The 14,293-nt window shown below is 71.3% G+C and carries 9 protein-coding genes; 6 read left to right on the forward strand and 3 right to left on the reverse strand.

What is annotated here, in order from left to right; all coding sequences use genetic code 11:
* The first annotated feature begins 34 nt into the window (after window positions 1-34).
* Window positions 35-706 (forward strand): DUF4194 domain-containing protein, encoded by a 672-nt coding sequence (locus PIR02_19035; protein ID WZH39047.1) that lies wholly within the window; start codon window positions 35-37, stop codon window positions 704-706.
* A complete protein-coding gene (locus PIR02_19040) occupies window positions 703-4,056 on the forward strand; it encodes an ATP-binding protein (protein ID WZH36818.1) in 3,354 nt (1,117 codons plus the stop codon). The genes PIR02_19035 and PIR02_19040 overlap by 4 nt, the downstream gene beginning before the upstream one ends.
* A gap of 270 nt (window positions 4,057-4,326) precedes the next feature.
* On the opposite strand, the gene PIR02_19045 is transcribed toward PIR02_19040, so the two are convergent.
* Both PIR02_19045 and PIR02_19050 read right to left on the reverse strand, forming a co-directional pair.
* A complete protein-coding gene (locus PIR02_19045) occupies window positions 4,327-5,037 on the reverse strand; it encodes a hypothetical protein (GenBank protein ID WZH36819.1) in 711 nt (236 codons plus the stop codon).
* A 252-nt stretch (window positions 5,038-5,289) separates the two neighbouring features.
* Window positions 5,290-7,362: a DUF222 domain-containing protein gene (locus tag PIR02_19050; protein ID WZH36820.1), complete on the reverse strand. Its 2,073-nt coding sequence runs from the start codon at window positions 7,360-7,362 to the stop codon at window positions 5,290-5,292.
* Window positions 7,363-7,562: 200 nt separating this feature from the next.
* Between PIR02_19050 and PIR02_19055 the strand changes: the two genes are divergently transcribed.
* Complete coding sequence (locus tag PIR02_19055; protein WZH36821.1) at window positions 7,563-7,955, forward strand: DUF3021 family protein; 393 nt, start codon at window positions 7,563-7,565, stop codon at window positions 7,953-7,955.
* A 99-nt stretch (window positions 7,956-8,054) separates the two neighbouring features.
* Here the strand turns inward: PIR02_19055 and PIR02_19060 are convergent, their stop codons facing one another.
* A complete protein-coding gene (locus tag PIR02_19060) occupies window positions 8,055-8,378 on the reverse strand; it encodes a hypothetical protein (protein ID WZH36822.1) in 324 nt (107 codons plus the stop codon).
* 19 nt (window positions 8,379-8,397) lie between these two features.
* On the opposite strand from PIR02_19060, the gene PIR02_19065 reads away from it, so the two are divergent.
* The 3 genes from PIR02_19065 to PIR02_19075 all read left to right on the forward strand — a co-directional run bounded on the left by PIR02_19065 (window position 8,398) and on the right by PIR02_19075 (window position 14,116).
* Window positions 8,398-9,846 (forward strand): PLP-dependent aminotransferase family protein, encoded by a 1,449-nt coding sequence (locus PIR02_19065; GenBank protein ID WZH36823.1) that lies wholly within the window; start codon window positions 8,398-8,400, stop codon window positions 9,844-9,846.
* Window positions 9,847-9,993: 147 nt separating this feature from the next.
* Entirely contained in the window at window positions 9,994-12,252 is a 2,259-nt protein-coding gene (locus PIR02_19070) for a hypothetical protein (GenBank protein ID WZH36824.1), read from the forward strand.
* A gap of 115 nt (window positions 12,253-12,367) precedes the next feature.
* Window positions 12,368-14,116: a Na+/H+ antiporter gene (locus PIR02_19075; protein ID WZH36825.1), complete on the forward strand. Its 1,749-nt coding sequence runs from the start codon at window positions 12,368-12,370 to the stop codon at window positions 14,114-14,116.
* Window positions 14,117-14,293 lie beyond the last annotated feature (177 nt).

The raw sequence follows: 14,293 nt of genomic DNA on the forward strand, positions 1-14,293 counted from the left end.
GGGCTCTTCCCCCGCGTTCATCTCCCCCGTCGCGATGGAGAACGACCCCGACGCCCTGTTCGCCGGCGACCGCGGCACACTCGACGCCGACGTGCGGCGCGTGCTCGTGAGGATCCTGCAGCGCCGCTTCCTGCTGGCGGAGAACTCTCCCGCCGAGTGGAAGCTGCTGCTCGAGCACCAGCAGATGATCGAGTCCCGCCTGAACGACCTGTTCGTGCGGCTCGTGGTCGACCACGCCCGCGGTGTCGCGTACAAGGAGCAGGTGCGCAGCGACGAGGTCGACGTCCCGATCCTGCTGAAGGACGAGGCGTACTCACGCGCCGAGACGCTCGTGCTGGTGTACCTGCGGACGGTCTTCCAGCGCGAGACGACCGCGGGCACGGCATCCGCCCGCGTCGATGTCGAAGAGGTCGAGCAGACCGTCCTGACCTACTTCAGCGAGACCGACGGCACGCGCGCGAGTCAGCAGCGTGCCGTGCGCACCGCGATCGCGCGCCTCGATCGCGAGGGCATCATCGAGGAGGAGTCCGAGGGCCGTTACCGCATCGGACCCCTGATCGAGATCGTGCTCAGCGCCGAGATCCTGCGCGAGCTTCAGAACTGGTTGGACGAACAGACGGCGGATGCCGGACCGGCCACGTCACGCGAGCCCGAGGCGCCGGCATCCGCTTCCCCCGAAAACGCCGAGGGAGACCTCCTCTCATGACCATGCTCGAGACCCTGTTCGGGCTCATCCCCGCCGCGTCCCGCGGTCAGCAGTGGGTGGCCGAAGACCTGCAGCTCATCAACTGGGGCGGTTACGACGGCACGCACCGCGTGCGCTTCGCGCCGACCGCGACGCTGCTGTGCGGCGGGTCGGGCTCGGGCAAGTCGACGCTCATGGACGCGTACGTCGCGCTGATGATGCCGCACACCACGCCCTTCAACGGCGCGTCGAACGGGGCGGTCGTCGGGCGTCCACGCGGCCAGGAACAGCGCAATATCCTCTCCTACGGCCGCGGCAAGCTCGACGAGTCGCGCACCGACGAGGGCACGAAGGTGCGTGTGCTGCGCGGTGACGGCGTCGACACCTGGACGGCGATCGCGATGACGTGGGCCGACCACGACGGGGCCCGCTTCACCGCGGTGCGCGCGTGGTACATCCCGGCGACGGCGCGCACACTCGACGACGCCGTCAAGGTGCGCGCCACCGTGCACGGCGCGTTCGACCTGCGGGAGCTCGAGCGGGCGGCGCAGAGTCACCTCTCCGACTCCGCCGTGCGGGCGACGGGTCTCGACACGCTCGCCACCGACCGCGAGTTCTCGGCACGGTTGCACGCGGTGCTCGGCATCGGGGCCGCGGGCGCGGGGACGAAGGCGATGAGCCTGCTCGCCCGCATCCAAGCCGGGCAGCAGATCACCACGGTCGACGACCTGTACAAGCGGATGGTGCTCGAGGAGCCCGAGACGCTCACGGTCGCCGAGGCGGTCGTGTCGCACTTCGACGGCCTCGAGGGCACGCGCACACGCATGCTCGAGGCGCGACAGCAGGTGCGCGCCCTGCAGCCGATCCGCGCCATGAAGACGCGTATCGACGAGGCCGCCGAGCGCCTGCGGCTGATCGACGCCCTCGGACGCTTCACCGATCCGGAGTCGCGCGCCTCGCTGTGGCGCGCGCAGCGGCGGGTCGACCTGCTCGGCGCCGTCGAAGACGAGCTGCGCGAGCGCACGCACGCGACCGACGCGCTCGTGCGCGAGCGGCAGGCTCTCGCCGACGCCGCCGAGGCCGAGCGCGAGGGCCTCGGCGACGTGCTGCGTGCGGCGGGCGGCGCCCGCCTCGACGCCGCCCAGCGGGAGCTCCGCGGTCTCGAGCGACGGCTCGCGGGCATGCAGCGCGATCGCGAGCGGTTCGACGCCGCTCTCGCGGTGTTGTCGGTCGAGGTGACGACGGAGAAGCAGTTCGCGTCGCTCGTCGACGAAGCCCGCCGCACCCTCGGCGACACGGATGCCAAGAGCGCGGTGCGCGACGCCTTCGTGGCCGCGAGCAGCCACCACACCGACCTGCGTCAGCAGCTGTCCGCGCTCGAGGCCGAGCACCGCCGCACGCAGACGCGCGAGGACAACATTCCTCCGCGCCTGCACGAGGCGCGCGAAGCGCTCGCGGAGGCCGCGGGTCTCACCGCCGCCGACCTGCCGTTCGTCGCCGAGCTGGTCGACGTCCGCACGGAGTTCGAGCCGTGGCGCGGAGCGTTCACCCTCGCGTTGGGCGGCTTCGCCACGACGTTGCTCGTGGATGCCGCGCATCTGGCCTCCTTCCGCACCGCCATCGACGGCGTCCGGCTGTCGGAACGTCTGCGGTTCGAGGGCGTGTCGACGGGGCTGCCCGAACGCGCGGGCCTGGATCCGGCGACCCTGCCGGGGCGGCTGGAGTACCGCTCCTCCCCCTTCACCGGCTGGCTCCAGGACCGGCTCGAGCAGCAGTTCGCGTTCGTGTGCGTGGATTCGTCGTCCGAGCTGTCCGCGCATCGCCTGGCGCTGACCATCTCGGGTCAGACGAGCCAGGGTGCGCGCGGCGCGCACGGCGGCTCGACGCGGCACAGTGTGCTGGGCTTCTCGTCGCGCGTGCGGCTGACCGAGCTCGGGGAGCAGATCGTCACGGTGCGCCGCGACCTGTCGTCGGCGAAGGCCGCGGTCGACGAGGCGTCCGCCGCGCTCGACGCGTTCGACGAGCGACGCAGCGCGCTGGAGAAGATCGCAGACCTGTCGTGGGACCAGGTGGATGTGGCATCCGTTCAGCGCGATCTCGAACGCTGGAACGAGACGATCACCGAGATCACCGCGGGAAACCCCAGGATCGCCGAGCTGCAGGAGCAGATCTCGGGCGCGAAAGCCCGGGTGGCGCGGCTGCGCGAGGAGATCGGCGGGGCCAAGACCGAGCAGCAGGCCCTCGCCGCCCGCTGGGCGGAGATCACGGACGACGTGGACGGTGCCAACGAGCGCATCGAGCGGGCGGAGGATGCCGAGATGGCGCTGTCGTCCGACGAGACGGCGTACCTGGACAGCCTCTTCGTGACGCCATCGGGGGATTCCGCCTCTCCGTCGCAGTCGCTCGCGCGTTTCGATGCCGCCCTCGAATCGGCCTCGCGGCTCCTGCTCGAGGAACAGCGCTCGGCGCAGGAGACGTGGGGCGATCAGCGCGAGAGCCTGCGGCGCACGCTCACGGCGTTCACCGACCGCTGGCCGAGTCCGAACCTGCTCGCCGACCCCGACGAGTCGCTCGGCGACTTCGAGCGGATCCTCGTCGAGCTGGAGGCGAGCGGCTTGCACGAGCTCGAGGCGGAGTGGCGCGATTCGCTGCTGCGCCTCTCGGGCAACGACCTGACCAACCTCGATTCCGCGCTGACGCGGGCGCTGCGCGAGATCCGCGAGCGCATCGCACCCATCAACGACATCATGCAGGACCTGCCGTTCTACGACGACGAGCACCGCCTCCAGATCGTGCCGCGCGAGAACCAGTCGGAGGTGCGGCGCCGGTTCCGTCGCGAGTTGCGCGATGTGCGTGCCGCGATCGACGCGGCGTCGTCGGACGAGGAGCGCGAGGCGGTCTACGGCCGGATGGCGCGACTGATCAATCGCATTCGCCCCACGGCTCCCGACTTCGCCGACCTGATCGATGTACGCAACCACGTGCGGGTCAGCGCCGAGCGCTTCCGCGCCGACACGGGGGAACACGTCGCGCTGTACGACCACATCGGGGAGAAGTCCGGGGGCGAATCGCAGGAACTGATCGCCTTCATCGTCGGTGCGGCTCTGCGGTACCAGCTCGGGGATGCCGGGGCCGAGCGGCCTCGCTACGCGCCGGTGTTCCTCGACGAGGCCCTCATCAAGGCCGACGCGCACTTCACGAAGCGAGCGATCGGTGCCTGGAGGGGCCTCGGGTTCCAGCTCGTCATCGGGGCCCCGAACGACAAGTACAGCGCGATCGAGCCGCACGTGGACGTCGAGTACGACATCCTCAAGGACACGCGTGGGCGGTCGTGGGCGAAGGCGAAGGTCGGGTTGCCCGCGGAGGGATAGTCCTCGGGTGCGGCGCCAAGGGTGGCGGCGGCCGGGGTGCGGGGGTGCTGGTGGCCGGGGTGCGGGGGTCGGGGTGCCGAGGTCGGGGTGCCGGGGGTGCTGGCGGCCGGGGTGACGAGGGCCCGGCTCACGAGGGCGCCGGGCTCACGAGGCGCGCCCTGGTTCACGAGAGCGGCCGGGCTCACGAGGGCGACCGGGCTCACGAGCCGTGCCCGGGTTCACCCGAGGTACCGGAGGCAGGCGAGTCGTCCTCAGTGTGCGCTCGCGCCCTCACATCGTGATCAGCGTCGCCAGAGAGAGCAAGAAGCCGACGAGCAGCGAGACCACCCACGCGGTGGCCGCCGCGAAGTGCCAGTTCTGCCGTTCTTCCAGCAGAGCCCGGTGGGGGTCGTCGGCGGGCATTCGGCGGAGGGCGCGCTGCGTGAGGATCAGCGAGGGTGCCGCGAGGAAGAGGATGACGATCGTGGCGGCGAGCTGCAGGAGTAAGCCGTTCTCGCGCGGGCCGATCGCGACCGTCGCCCCGGCGGATGCCACCGCGGACACGATGTCGAGGGGGCCGCTCAACGCGATGATGCCGACGGCGCCGAGGACCACGATCACTGCGCGGATAATCGCCTCTCCGCGCGTCGGTGCGGGGGCTGCGCCCGCACGTCCGGCGCCCGACGCAGGGGCATCGCCCCCGACTCCGAACACTGGTGTCGGTACCACGCCCGCGTTCTGGCGGCTCCACAGCTCGCGCCGAAGACGTCGGAGTGCGAGGGGCCAGATGACGACGCCGGTGATCGCGGCGAGGATCCAGGCGAGTACCTGAGTCGATGACATCCCGAGGCCCCATGCCACCGCGAGGAGGACGCCGCCGATCCAGGCGAAAAGAACCAACGGGACGCCGACGAAGACGGTGATGAGGGTGATGAGCAGCCGCGTCCGGCCCGTCAGCCGGTCGGGGCGAGTCGCGCCGGTGGTGTCGGGGCGCGAACTCATGAGAAGAGCGTAGCCAGAAGTGCATGGGCATTCCGCAGATCCTGCTGCGAGCACCGCGGGGGCGACCCGCGGTGGGCTGGCGCGTCGGCACCAGACGCGCGTCGAACCCGGATCCCCTGCCAGACCCGACTCCAGCCAAACCAAACCTCAGCCGGACCCGAACCCCAGCCGGACCCGAACCCCGGTCAGACCCGAACCCCAGCCGGACCTGACAGCCATCGGCGAGAAGGCGGCGCCCGACGAGGGGGTCGGCTAGAACGGCGGCGGATCCTCCGCGACCTCCGCTCCGAGGGGAGACGTCCATCGCATCTCGCCCGTGTCGGGGTCGCGGGACGGCCCCCACCGCGACTCATGCCGCAGGCGATGGTGGTGGCGGCATTCGGGTGCGAGGTTGTCGTCATCCGTCCCGCCGCCGTCGCTCCACGCGGTGAGGTGATCGAGGTCGCAATCGCGAGCGGGCCGTCCGCACCCAGGGAAGACACACGTTGGGGAGGTGACCCCCAACCACCTTCGCAACGCGGTGGGCACGCGATAAGTCGACCGATCGAGGGCGAGCGGCGCTCCGGTGAGTGGATGGGTGAGGATGCGAACCCATGATCTCGCCTCGCCGGCCAGACGCCGAGCCGTGTCGAGATCGATGGGACCGTAACCGTCGAGGGTCGCGGGCTCGGTTCCGGCACCGAGGAGAGTCAACGCAGGGACAGTGACGACGACGGTGGGGCGGCGATCCGGACGCACCGCGGACGACGTCGGCATGCGCGATTCGCGGCCGGGCTCGCCATGAGCCGCGCCGGGCGCAGAAACATCCGTGGTCTCGGACGCATCCGCGGCAACCCGGTCACCCCCGACTGGCGGAGAACCGGCGACAGGCGGAGCACCCGTTGCAGGCGGAGCACCCGCCGCGGGTCCGGCACCCATGACACGCGCAACACCCGCGGCAGGTCGGGCACCCGTGACAAGCGGAGCACCCGCGACAGGCGGAGCACCCGCGGCAGGTCCGGCACCCGCGGCACGGGGAACACCCGCCGCGGGTCCGGCACCCGCGACAGGCGGAACACCCGCGGTAGGTCCGGCACCCGTGACATGCGCAACACCCGCGGCAGGTCCGACATCTGCGACAGCCGGAGCACCCTCGGGTCGGGCACCCGCGACAGGCGGAGCACCCGCGCCGATGGTAGCTCTCGCGGAGATCGGCGCGTCGGACGTGAGCAGATCTGCGGCAGCATCGGCGCGCAGCTGCGCGAGTGTCCGCTGTTCGTCGGGCGCGACGCGGAGATGGCGGGCGATCCGGTCGACGCGCGCGAGGGCGTCGTGTGCGCGGTCCGCGGGAAGGAGGGCGGTCAACGTCGCCATTCCGTCGAGCTCGGGAGTGAGCCACACGCCGCGGTCGCGCGCGGCACGACGATGCCGGGCCTCGATCGATTCGCTGTGCACCCGCTCACGAAGAGCCCGAGCCGCAACCGTGAAGCGCGCGGGCGGCAGCCGTAGCGCACGGTCGAGCGCGCCCTCGTCGAACGCGCGCCACGACTCGTGGGTCTCCGGATCCGATAGGGCGTCCTCGGAGTCGTCTGAAGACGAGGCGGGCGAAGGCATGATCCCGTCGAGGAGCCCTGCGGCGTCCGCATCATCGGCAACGCCGGGCGGCGTGGCATCCGGATCCGGGTCGTCTGAACCCGCCGAGGTCTCCCCGGACACCTCGTCGGGAAGCGACGTCGCCAGCCGCGCCGATTCGACGGCATGGCGCTCGGACAGAAGCCCCCGCGAGAAGGCTTTCCAGACCTCGGGGCACCGGTTCTGCAACATCTCGGCGTGGGCCGCTCGCGTGCGGACGGTCTGCTCCGACAGCCGGAGTCGCGTCGCGATCTCGGCGACGACGGCGCGCTCGGCCATGTCACGACGGTCGCGGCGGACGGCAGCGGCCGTGCGACGCCGGGAGTCGCTCCCCCCGAGGTCGAGCGTCGGGTCGGGACCGACCCACGGAACGGGGTCGGCCGCCGCAGACCGCAGCAGCAAGCCGATCAGGCGGTACTCCGCGGCGGTGGCGCGGTGGCGTTCGCGCACCTGATGATCGAGCTCTTCGAGGAGTTCGGTGGGGCCGAGTTCAGCTGACGCGAAGGGTGACTCGCTCCCGACAGCGAGACCCGCAGTGTCGTCCGGGCACATCGCCGGCATCGGGCTCGAAAAGGGATCGTGATCGAGGAACCCCCTCTCGATCGCGCGGGCCGAATCAGCCTCGGCGAGCACGTCGTCGTCGCTCGGCCACGGCACGCCCCAGGGCGACATGACCGACTGCTGTCGGTCGTTCGCGCGGGCCGTGGTGTCCATGATGCAACGCTAGCGAGGGGCTCCGACATCGGCCGGGGCGCGGACGCGGGCGCCCTGATCCGGGCCCGGTCGATGGCAACCGGGGGGGACGAAGCGGATGCCGGCAGCGAGCTGGTGAACCGAACGCAGACGCTCCGGCCGACATCGGCCTCACCGCGGCATCCTGCGAGAACGGAAGGTACCGTGCCTATGCTGAACCGATGAAGACCTTCCCCGCCGTCCTCCTGTGCGCGGGAATCCCTCTCGCGATCATGGGCGCGATCGGCGTCGCGCTCCTCGCCCAGGGCAAGACCGACGACGGCCGCGCGACGCTCGCCGTCGGTGTGATCGTGGCCGCCGTGTCGGGAGCATCGATCGTGTACCGAATCGCCGGCTGGAGTCTGCGGAAGCAGACCCTCGTCCACTTCGCGATCATGACCGTCACGGTGCTCCCGGCGCTCCTGCTGAGCGGGTGGTTCACGCTCGACAGCGCCTGGGGCTACATCGGCGTGATCGCGACCTTCCTGGGCGCCGGCATGCTGCTCTGGGCGTTCTTCTTCGTGCTGTTCACGAAGATCCTGCCGCGGCGCACCGGCCCGCGACCCACGCCGTAAGGCTCACACAGCCCCCGCCGCGGCGCACCGGCCCGAGGCCCACCGCCGACACCGTGAATCCCACGCGGCCCCTGCCGCCCGTCCGACACCGGGCACCCATCACGCCGGAACGAGAACACCGACCGGCGAAGGAACAGACGTCGCGGGCTCGCGCACCCCGACGAACTCCCCCAGCGTCCGTTCCCCCACCCGCGGCTCCGCCGAGGCCCGTATCGCGAGCGACCGCACGAGCGTCACCACGCTTCCCTGCGGGCGCAATGCGTCGGAGAGAAGCGCCCGGTCGATGGCATTCAGAATCCCGCGCAGCCGCTCGTCGTGACAGCGGTCGTCGTCCGCACCGATCCACTCGAGGAACTGGACAATGGTCCAATCGACGCTCAGTGGACCGACAAAGACGGATTCGGGAGATTCGGAGTGGCTCATTGGCCCAGAATCGGGGGTTATGACCCTCGTCGACAGAGCCACTTCCGCCCTGGTGGACCATCGCACGGCCATCGTCTCGGCCGAGCAGCTCGCGATCCGGCTCGGACGCTGGGCCGCCACCGACACGACCCTGTCTGCGAGCCTCGCCGAGGGTATCGCTCGGCTCGTCCGCGAGGGCGAACTTCGCGGGGGAGATCGCCTCCCCTCGGAGCGCACCCTCGCCGCCACCGTCGCCGTGTCACGCGGCACGGTCGTCAGCGCGTATGCACGGCTGTACGACGACGGCATCCTCGACCGCCGCCAAGGCAGCGGCACACGGATCGCGGGAGCCGCCCCGACCGCCGCGCGACAGGCCGCAGGCCGCGGCGAGGCGCTCTACTCCCTGCTCCCGTCGAGCTTGAACCTCCTCCGCGCGGTGCCCTCGATCTCTCCCCTCGCCGTCGACATCGTCCAGCGTCACCGTCCCGTGCTCGACGAGACCACGGTCGAAGCCGACCCGGCCGGCCTTCCCCGCCTCCGCTCCGTGATCGCGGAGACCATGACCGCCGACGGCACCCCGACCACCTCGGCGCAGATCCTCGTGACGCACGGAGCGCAACAGGCGCTCAGCCTCCTCGTCGACGAACTCGTCTCCCCCGGCGACACCGTCCTCACCGAAGAGGTCGCCTGGCCCGGACTCACGGATGCCGTGCGCCGACGCGGCGGCCAGGTCCACGGCATCCGGCTCACCCCCGACGGAGTCGACGTCGAGGCACTCGAGATGGCGATCGTCGTGCGTCGCCCCGTGCTCATCGCCCTGAACCCTCACAACCACAATCCGACCGGGTTGCAGACCAGCCCGGCGGTGCGCCAGCGCATCGCCGACCTCGCGGCCGAACACGGCGTCATGGTCGTCGAGGACCGTGTGCTCGCCCACGTGTCGTTCGACGGGTTCACCCCGCCGTCGCTCGCGGCGCTGCGACCCGACGCGCCGATCGTCGTCGTCGAGTCCCTGTCGAAGTGGGCGTGGGAGGGGCTGCGGGTCGGGTGGTTGCGTGCGGACCCGGTGCTCGTGCGACGCTTGCGCGGGCTCCGCCAGAGCAGCGACCTTTCGACCAGCGTGCCGTCGCAGTTGCTCGCGCTCGACCTCTTCGCCGAGGCCCCGGCGCTCCGCCGCGATGTCTCTACCGTGCACCGCGAAGCGGCCATCGTCACGGGAGAACTCCTGCGCACCCACCTCCCCGACTGGCAGTGGCTGCCCCCGCGCGGCGGCCTCTGTATCTGGGCGAGACTGCCCGCGGGATCGGCTGCGGCATTCGCACGGCACGCCGCGGGGCTCGGCGTCTCGGTGGCGGGATCGGCGCAGTTCGCCTCGGATGTGGATGCCGACGACCACATCCGCATTCCGGTGACCTCGGTCACGCGGGTGCTCGAGGCGGGGATCGAGCGACTCGGCGAGGCGTGGGCTGACTACAGCGCTCGCGGGTGAGGGGGTGGGGGCACTCGTGTTCGACGTCGATCCACCCGTCGACGCGGCGTTTTTCGTCCGCACCATACGAACATTCCTGAATGTTTCCTTGGTGCCCCTAATGTGACCGCTGAGGGCTCACCCGAGGCCCGGGGGAGAACTCATTCGATGACCACCTGGAAACACCTCGCCCTGCGTGGACTCGCGCTCGGCTCGGCCGCCGCCCTCTTTCTCGCCGTTCCCGCGACGGCGCAGACAGCGGCACCGTCGCCCACGCCGTCCGCGCCGGGTTCTGTCCTCTCCGCGCGACTCGACGCCCTGGCCGCCGCGGGCGTCGACCCCACGGCATCCGCAGCGGTGTTCGATGCCACCGGCCTGCCGGTCAACGTCCCCGGCGGCCTGATCGTCACCGGCGACGCCGTGACCGTGTCGGTGCGCTTCACCGACGCCGACGCGCAGCGGGCCGCCGTCGACGCGGTCGCGACTCTGGGCACGGTCACCGCCGTAACCCGATCCCTGCCCACGATCGTCGCCCAGGTGCCTCCCTCGGCCTTCCCCGCCCTCGCCGTCCTGCCGGGAGCGGTCGCGGTCGATCCCGCCATCCGTCCCGACTCCGGCACCGAGACCGCGCCCCTGGCGACGGTGACCGACGACTCCCCCGTCGACGCGGACCGCGTCGCCGACGCCGCCTCCTGCCGAGAGATCCCCGTCGATGCCGACCCCGTGCTGCGCTCCGACGAAGCGCGCGAGCGCTTCGGCGTCGACGGCACCGGCGTGACCGTCGGCGTGATCTCGGACTCGTTCGACCGCTCCACCGACGCCGCGACCACGCCGGATCAGGACATCGCCCTGGGATCCCTGCCCGGTGCCGGCAATCCCTGCGGGTACACCACCCCGGTCACCGTCGTGACGGACTCTCCGGACGGAGGCAGAGACGAGGGTCGCGCCATGCTCCAGAACGTGCATGGCATCGCACCCGGCGCCCGCCTCCTGTTCGCTGCGGTCGGGAACACGCAGGCCACCTTCGCGGACGCGATCCACGACCTGCGGGCCAACGGCGCCGACGTCATCGTCGACGACGTGGTCTCCTTCGGCGAAACGATGTACCAGCGCGGGATCGTCGCCAACGCCGTGGCCGACGTGGTCGCCGACGGCGCGACGTACCTCAGCTCCGCCGGCAACTACCAGTCGGTCGGCGAGGCGGGCGGCACCTCGGCCGGGTCGTTCACCTCGTCGTGGGAGTCGGAGCACTTCACCGGGATGCCGTGCCCGCAGGTCGCGATCGACGCGGCGAAGGCGCCCGCCGACGAGGTGGACTGCATGAACTTCGCCGCCGAAGGTGAGCCGAACGCCGAGTTGCAGGTCAAGATCCGCACCTACGGCCCGTCGGCGAGCGTCCTGACGCACTGGGCGCTCCCGGCATACTCGACCGAGGACCAGGGCGTCCTTCCGATCGTCCTCGATGCCGATGGCGCGGTCATCGCCGTCGGCGGCGGGGTCGACACGGGCATGCCCGTCGCCCTGGCGACCTGGACGACCGGCGTCGCAGAAGGTGTCTACAAGACGAGCGACTACCGAATCGTCCTCCTCCGCGGAGACAAGCGGAGCGACATCCGCTCGAAGCTGACGCTTCCGATCCGCCGCGCCGGAGTGCTCGAACTCCAGTACGCGACGTGGCGCGACGGCGTGACGGTGGGACCTGTGGTGTTCGGTCACGCGACCGACCCGATGGCGATCTCGGTGGGCGCGGCCGACGTCCGAGCGCCGAGACTGCTGCGCAACTTCTCCAGCGTCGGACCGGCCACGTACCTGTTCGCCCCCGTGCGCGCCGACGCGACGCCGTCGGAACCCCTCGCCGAGCCGCAGGTCACGTCGAAGCCCGACCTCGTGTCGGTGGACGGCGTCCGCACGAGCTTCTTCGTCGCCGAGGGAAACCCTCCCGGGATCTACCGGTTCTCGGGCACGTCGTCGGCGGCGCCCACCGCGGCCGCCGTCGCGACGCTGGCCCGCGCGGTCGCCGGAACGCAGGCGACGCAGCAGATCATCCGCGACGCGCTGACCGAGAGCGGCCGGCCGATCGACGGTCCTCCCGGCTACACCGGGCCTGTCGACGCCAACGTGATCGGCAGCGGACTCATCGACGCCGTCGACACGCTCGCCGCGGTGCCCACACCGACGCCGACGCCCGAGCCCACGCCGACGCCGACGCCCGAGCCGACTCCGACGCCCGAGCCCACGCCGACCCCGACGGACGACCCGACCGCCTCGCCGACACCGACGGCGACCACCACGCCCGGACCCCAGGGACAGCTCCCGCGCACAGGATCCGACGGGTCCGCCGTGCTTCCGCTGTCGCTCCTCGGCGCCGGAGCGCTCGCGGCCGGTCTCCTCGTGGCCGTGCGACGCCGCGCGCGTTCCCACCGCTGACGCGGGGGTCGCTCGCGCGGTCGTCCGGGCGCACAGGTCGCTCGGAGAGGGGCTCGGGAATGTCCGGGCCCCTCTCTACGCTGTGTGCTGTGGGTCACGGCGGAAGGCGGTAGGCATGGAGGGACTCGAAGTCACGGTCCTGCTCGGACTGGCGATGCTGGTGGGCACGGTGCTCGCGCCGCGCCTGCGTGTCGCGACGCCGTTGGTGCTGCTCGTCATCGGTCTCGCTCTCGGTTTCATCCCCGAGCTGCGGATGATCGAGCTGCCGCCCGAAACGGTGCTGCTGCTGTTCCTGCCCGTCATGCTCTTCCGTGAGGCGTGGACGACCTCGTTGCGGTCGGTCCGCCGCTCACTGCGGTACATCATCCCGATGAGCACGTTGCTGGTCGTGGCATCCGCCTTCGCCGTCGCCGGGGTCGCCGCCTGGATGGGCGTGCCCTGGGAGGCGGCCCTGGTCATCGGCGCGGCCGTCGCCCCGCCCGACGCCACCGCCGTCGCGGCCCTCGGTCGTCTCCTGCCCGCGAAGACCTTCATGAAGCTCAAGGCCGAGAGCCTCACCAACGACGGCACGGCGCTCGTGCTCTACGCGATCGCCGTCTCTCTCCTCGTAGGCGAGCAGGTCACCCCCTGGTCGATCACGGGCATGGTGCTGGTGTCGTACCTGGGCGGCGCCGCGGCCGGCATCGCGGTCGCTGCCCTGGCGTACTTCGCCCTGCGACGCATGCAGTCCACGCTCACCATCAACCTGACGATGCTGCTCGTGCCGTTCGTCGCGTTCCTCGTGGCCGAGGTGATCGACGCCTCCGGCGTTCTCGCCGTGGTCTTCGCGGGCCTCATCGTGGCCTGGGTCTCCCCCCGGATCACCACTGCGATGTCGCGTCGAGCCGCGGATGCCACCTGGCCCTTCGGCGTCTATCTGCTCAACGGTGCGCTGTTCGTGCTGATCGGCCTGGAGGTGCAGCTCGTGCTGCACGAGATCTCCCCGTCGGAGATCGGGATGCTGTCGCTCATCACGGTCGCCGCGTGGATCGCGCTCTTCGTCGTGCGCTACCTGTTCCAGTGGTTCTTCACCCCGTTCGCCCGCCCTCCGGCGGGCTCGACCCGGTCGCTGCGACACCGGTCGCGCGTGGTCAGCACTGTCGCGGGATTCCGCGGCGCCGTCTCGCTCGCGATCGCCCTCTCGGTGCCGATCGTCACCCCGAGCGGTGAGGCCGTGGCCGGTCGCGACGCCGTCGTGTTCGTGACCGCGGGCGTGATCGTGCTCACCCTCCTCGTGCAGGGACCGCTCCTTCCCGTCGTCATCCGCTGGGCGAAACTGCCCAACGACGATGCCGCGATCGAGGAGTACGAGCTCGCCGAGCGCGCCATCTCGGGCGCGGCGCTGGCGGCGCTCGACGATCTCGCCGTCGAGCACGGGATCAGCGACCGGGTTCGTGACCGCGCACGGCGCGAGGGGTACGAACGCCTCGAACTCGCCAATGCCCGCGCGGTGGCCCGCCAGCGCGCGATCGAGGAGCGCGATCTCGCAGAGCTCGATGCCTCTCTCGATGACGACAGCGACGGCTCGACCTCGTCGACCATGGGTCCCGTGCCCCCGGCGGCGTCCGACGACGACGGACGGCAGACGGCGGGCGGACTCGAGATGATCGCCGTCAGCGACGACATCGACGTGACCCAGCGATCGCCCCTCCTCCGGCACAAGGAGGCGACACGCCTGCGGCTGGCGGTCCTCGACCGCAAGAGAGAGGTGCTGCTGCGCCTGCGTCGCGAGGGGACGATCGACGACCTCGTCGCCCGGAAGATCCTCGCCAACCTCGACCTCGACGAGATCCGCACGCGCGGCATCGAGAAGGCGAGCGACTGAGCGCCACGGCACGGGTAGCACGGCACGAGCGCGACGGTGCGAGCGCCACGACGCAGCCGCGTGTGCGCTCCGCCATCCGGCGGTGACGACCCCGGGTTCTCCCGCCGCATGGCGGGACACCCGGAGCGGGCTCGGCCGCACAATCGAGGTGTGCGCGACGAAGCGCCCCTGACGAAG

This window comes from Microbacterium enclense, assembly GCA_038182865.1.
Lineage (GTDB): Bacteria > Actinomycetota > Actinomycetes > Actinomycetales > Microbacteriaceae > Microbacterium > Microbacterium enclense_B.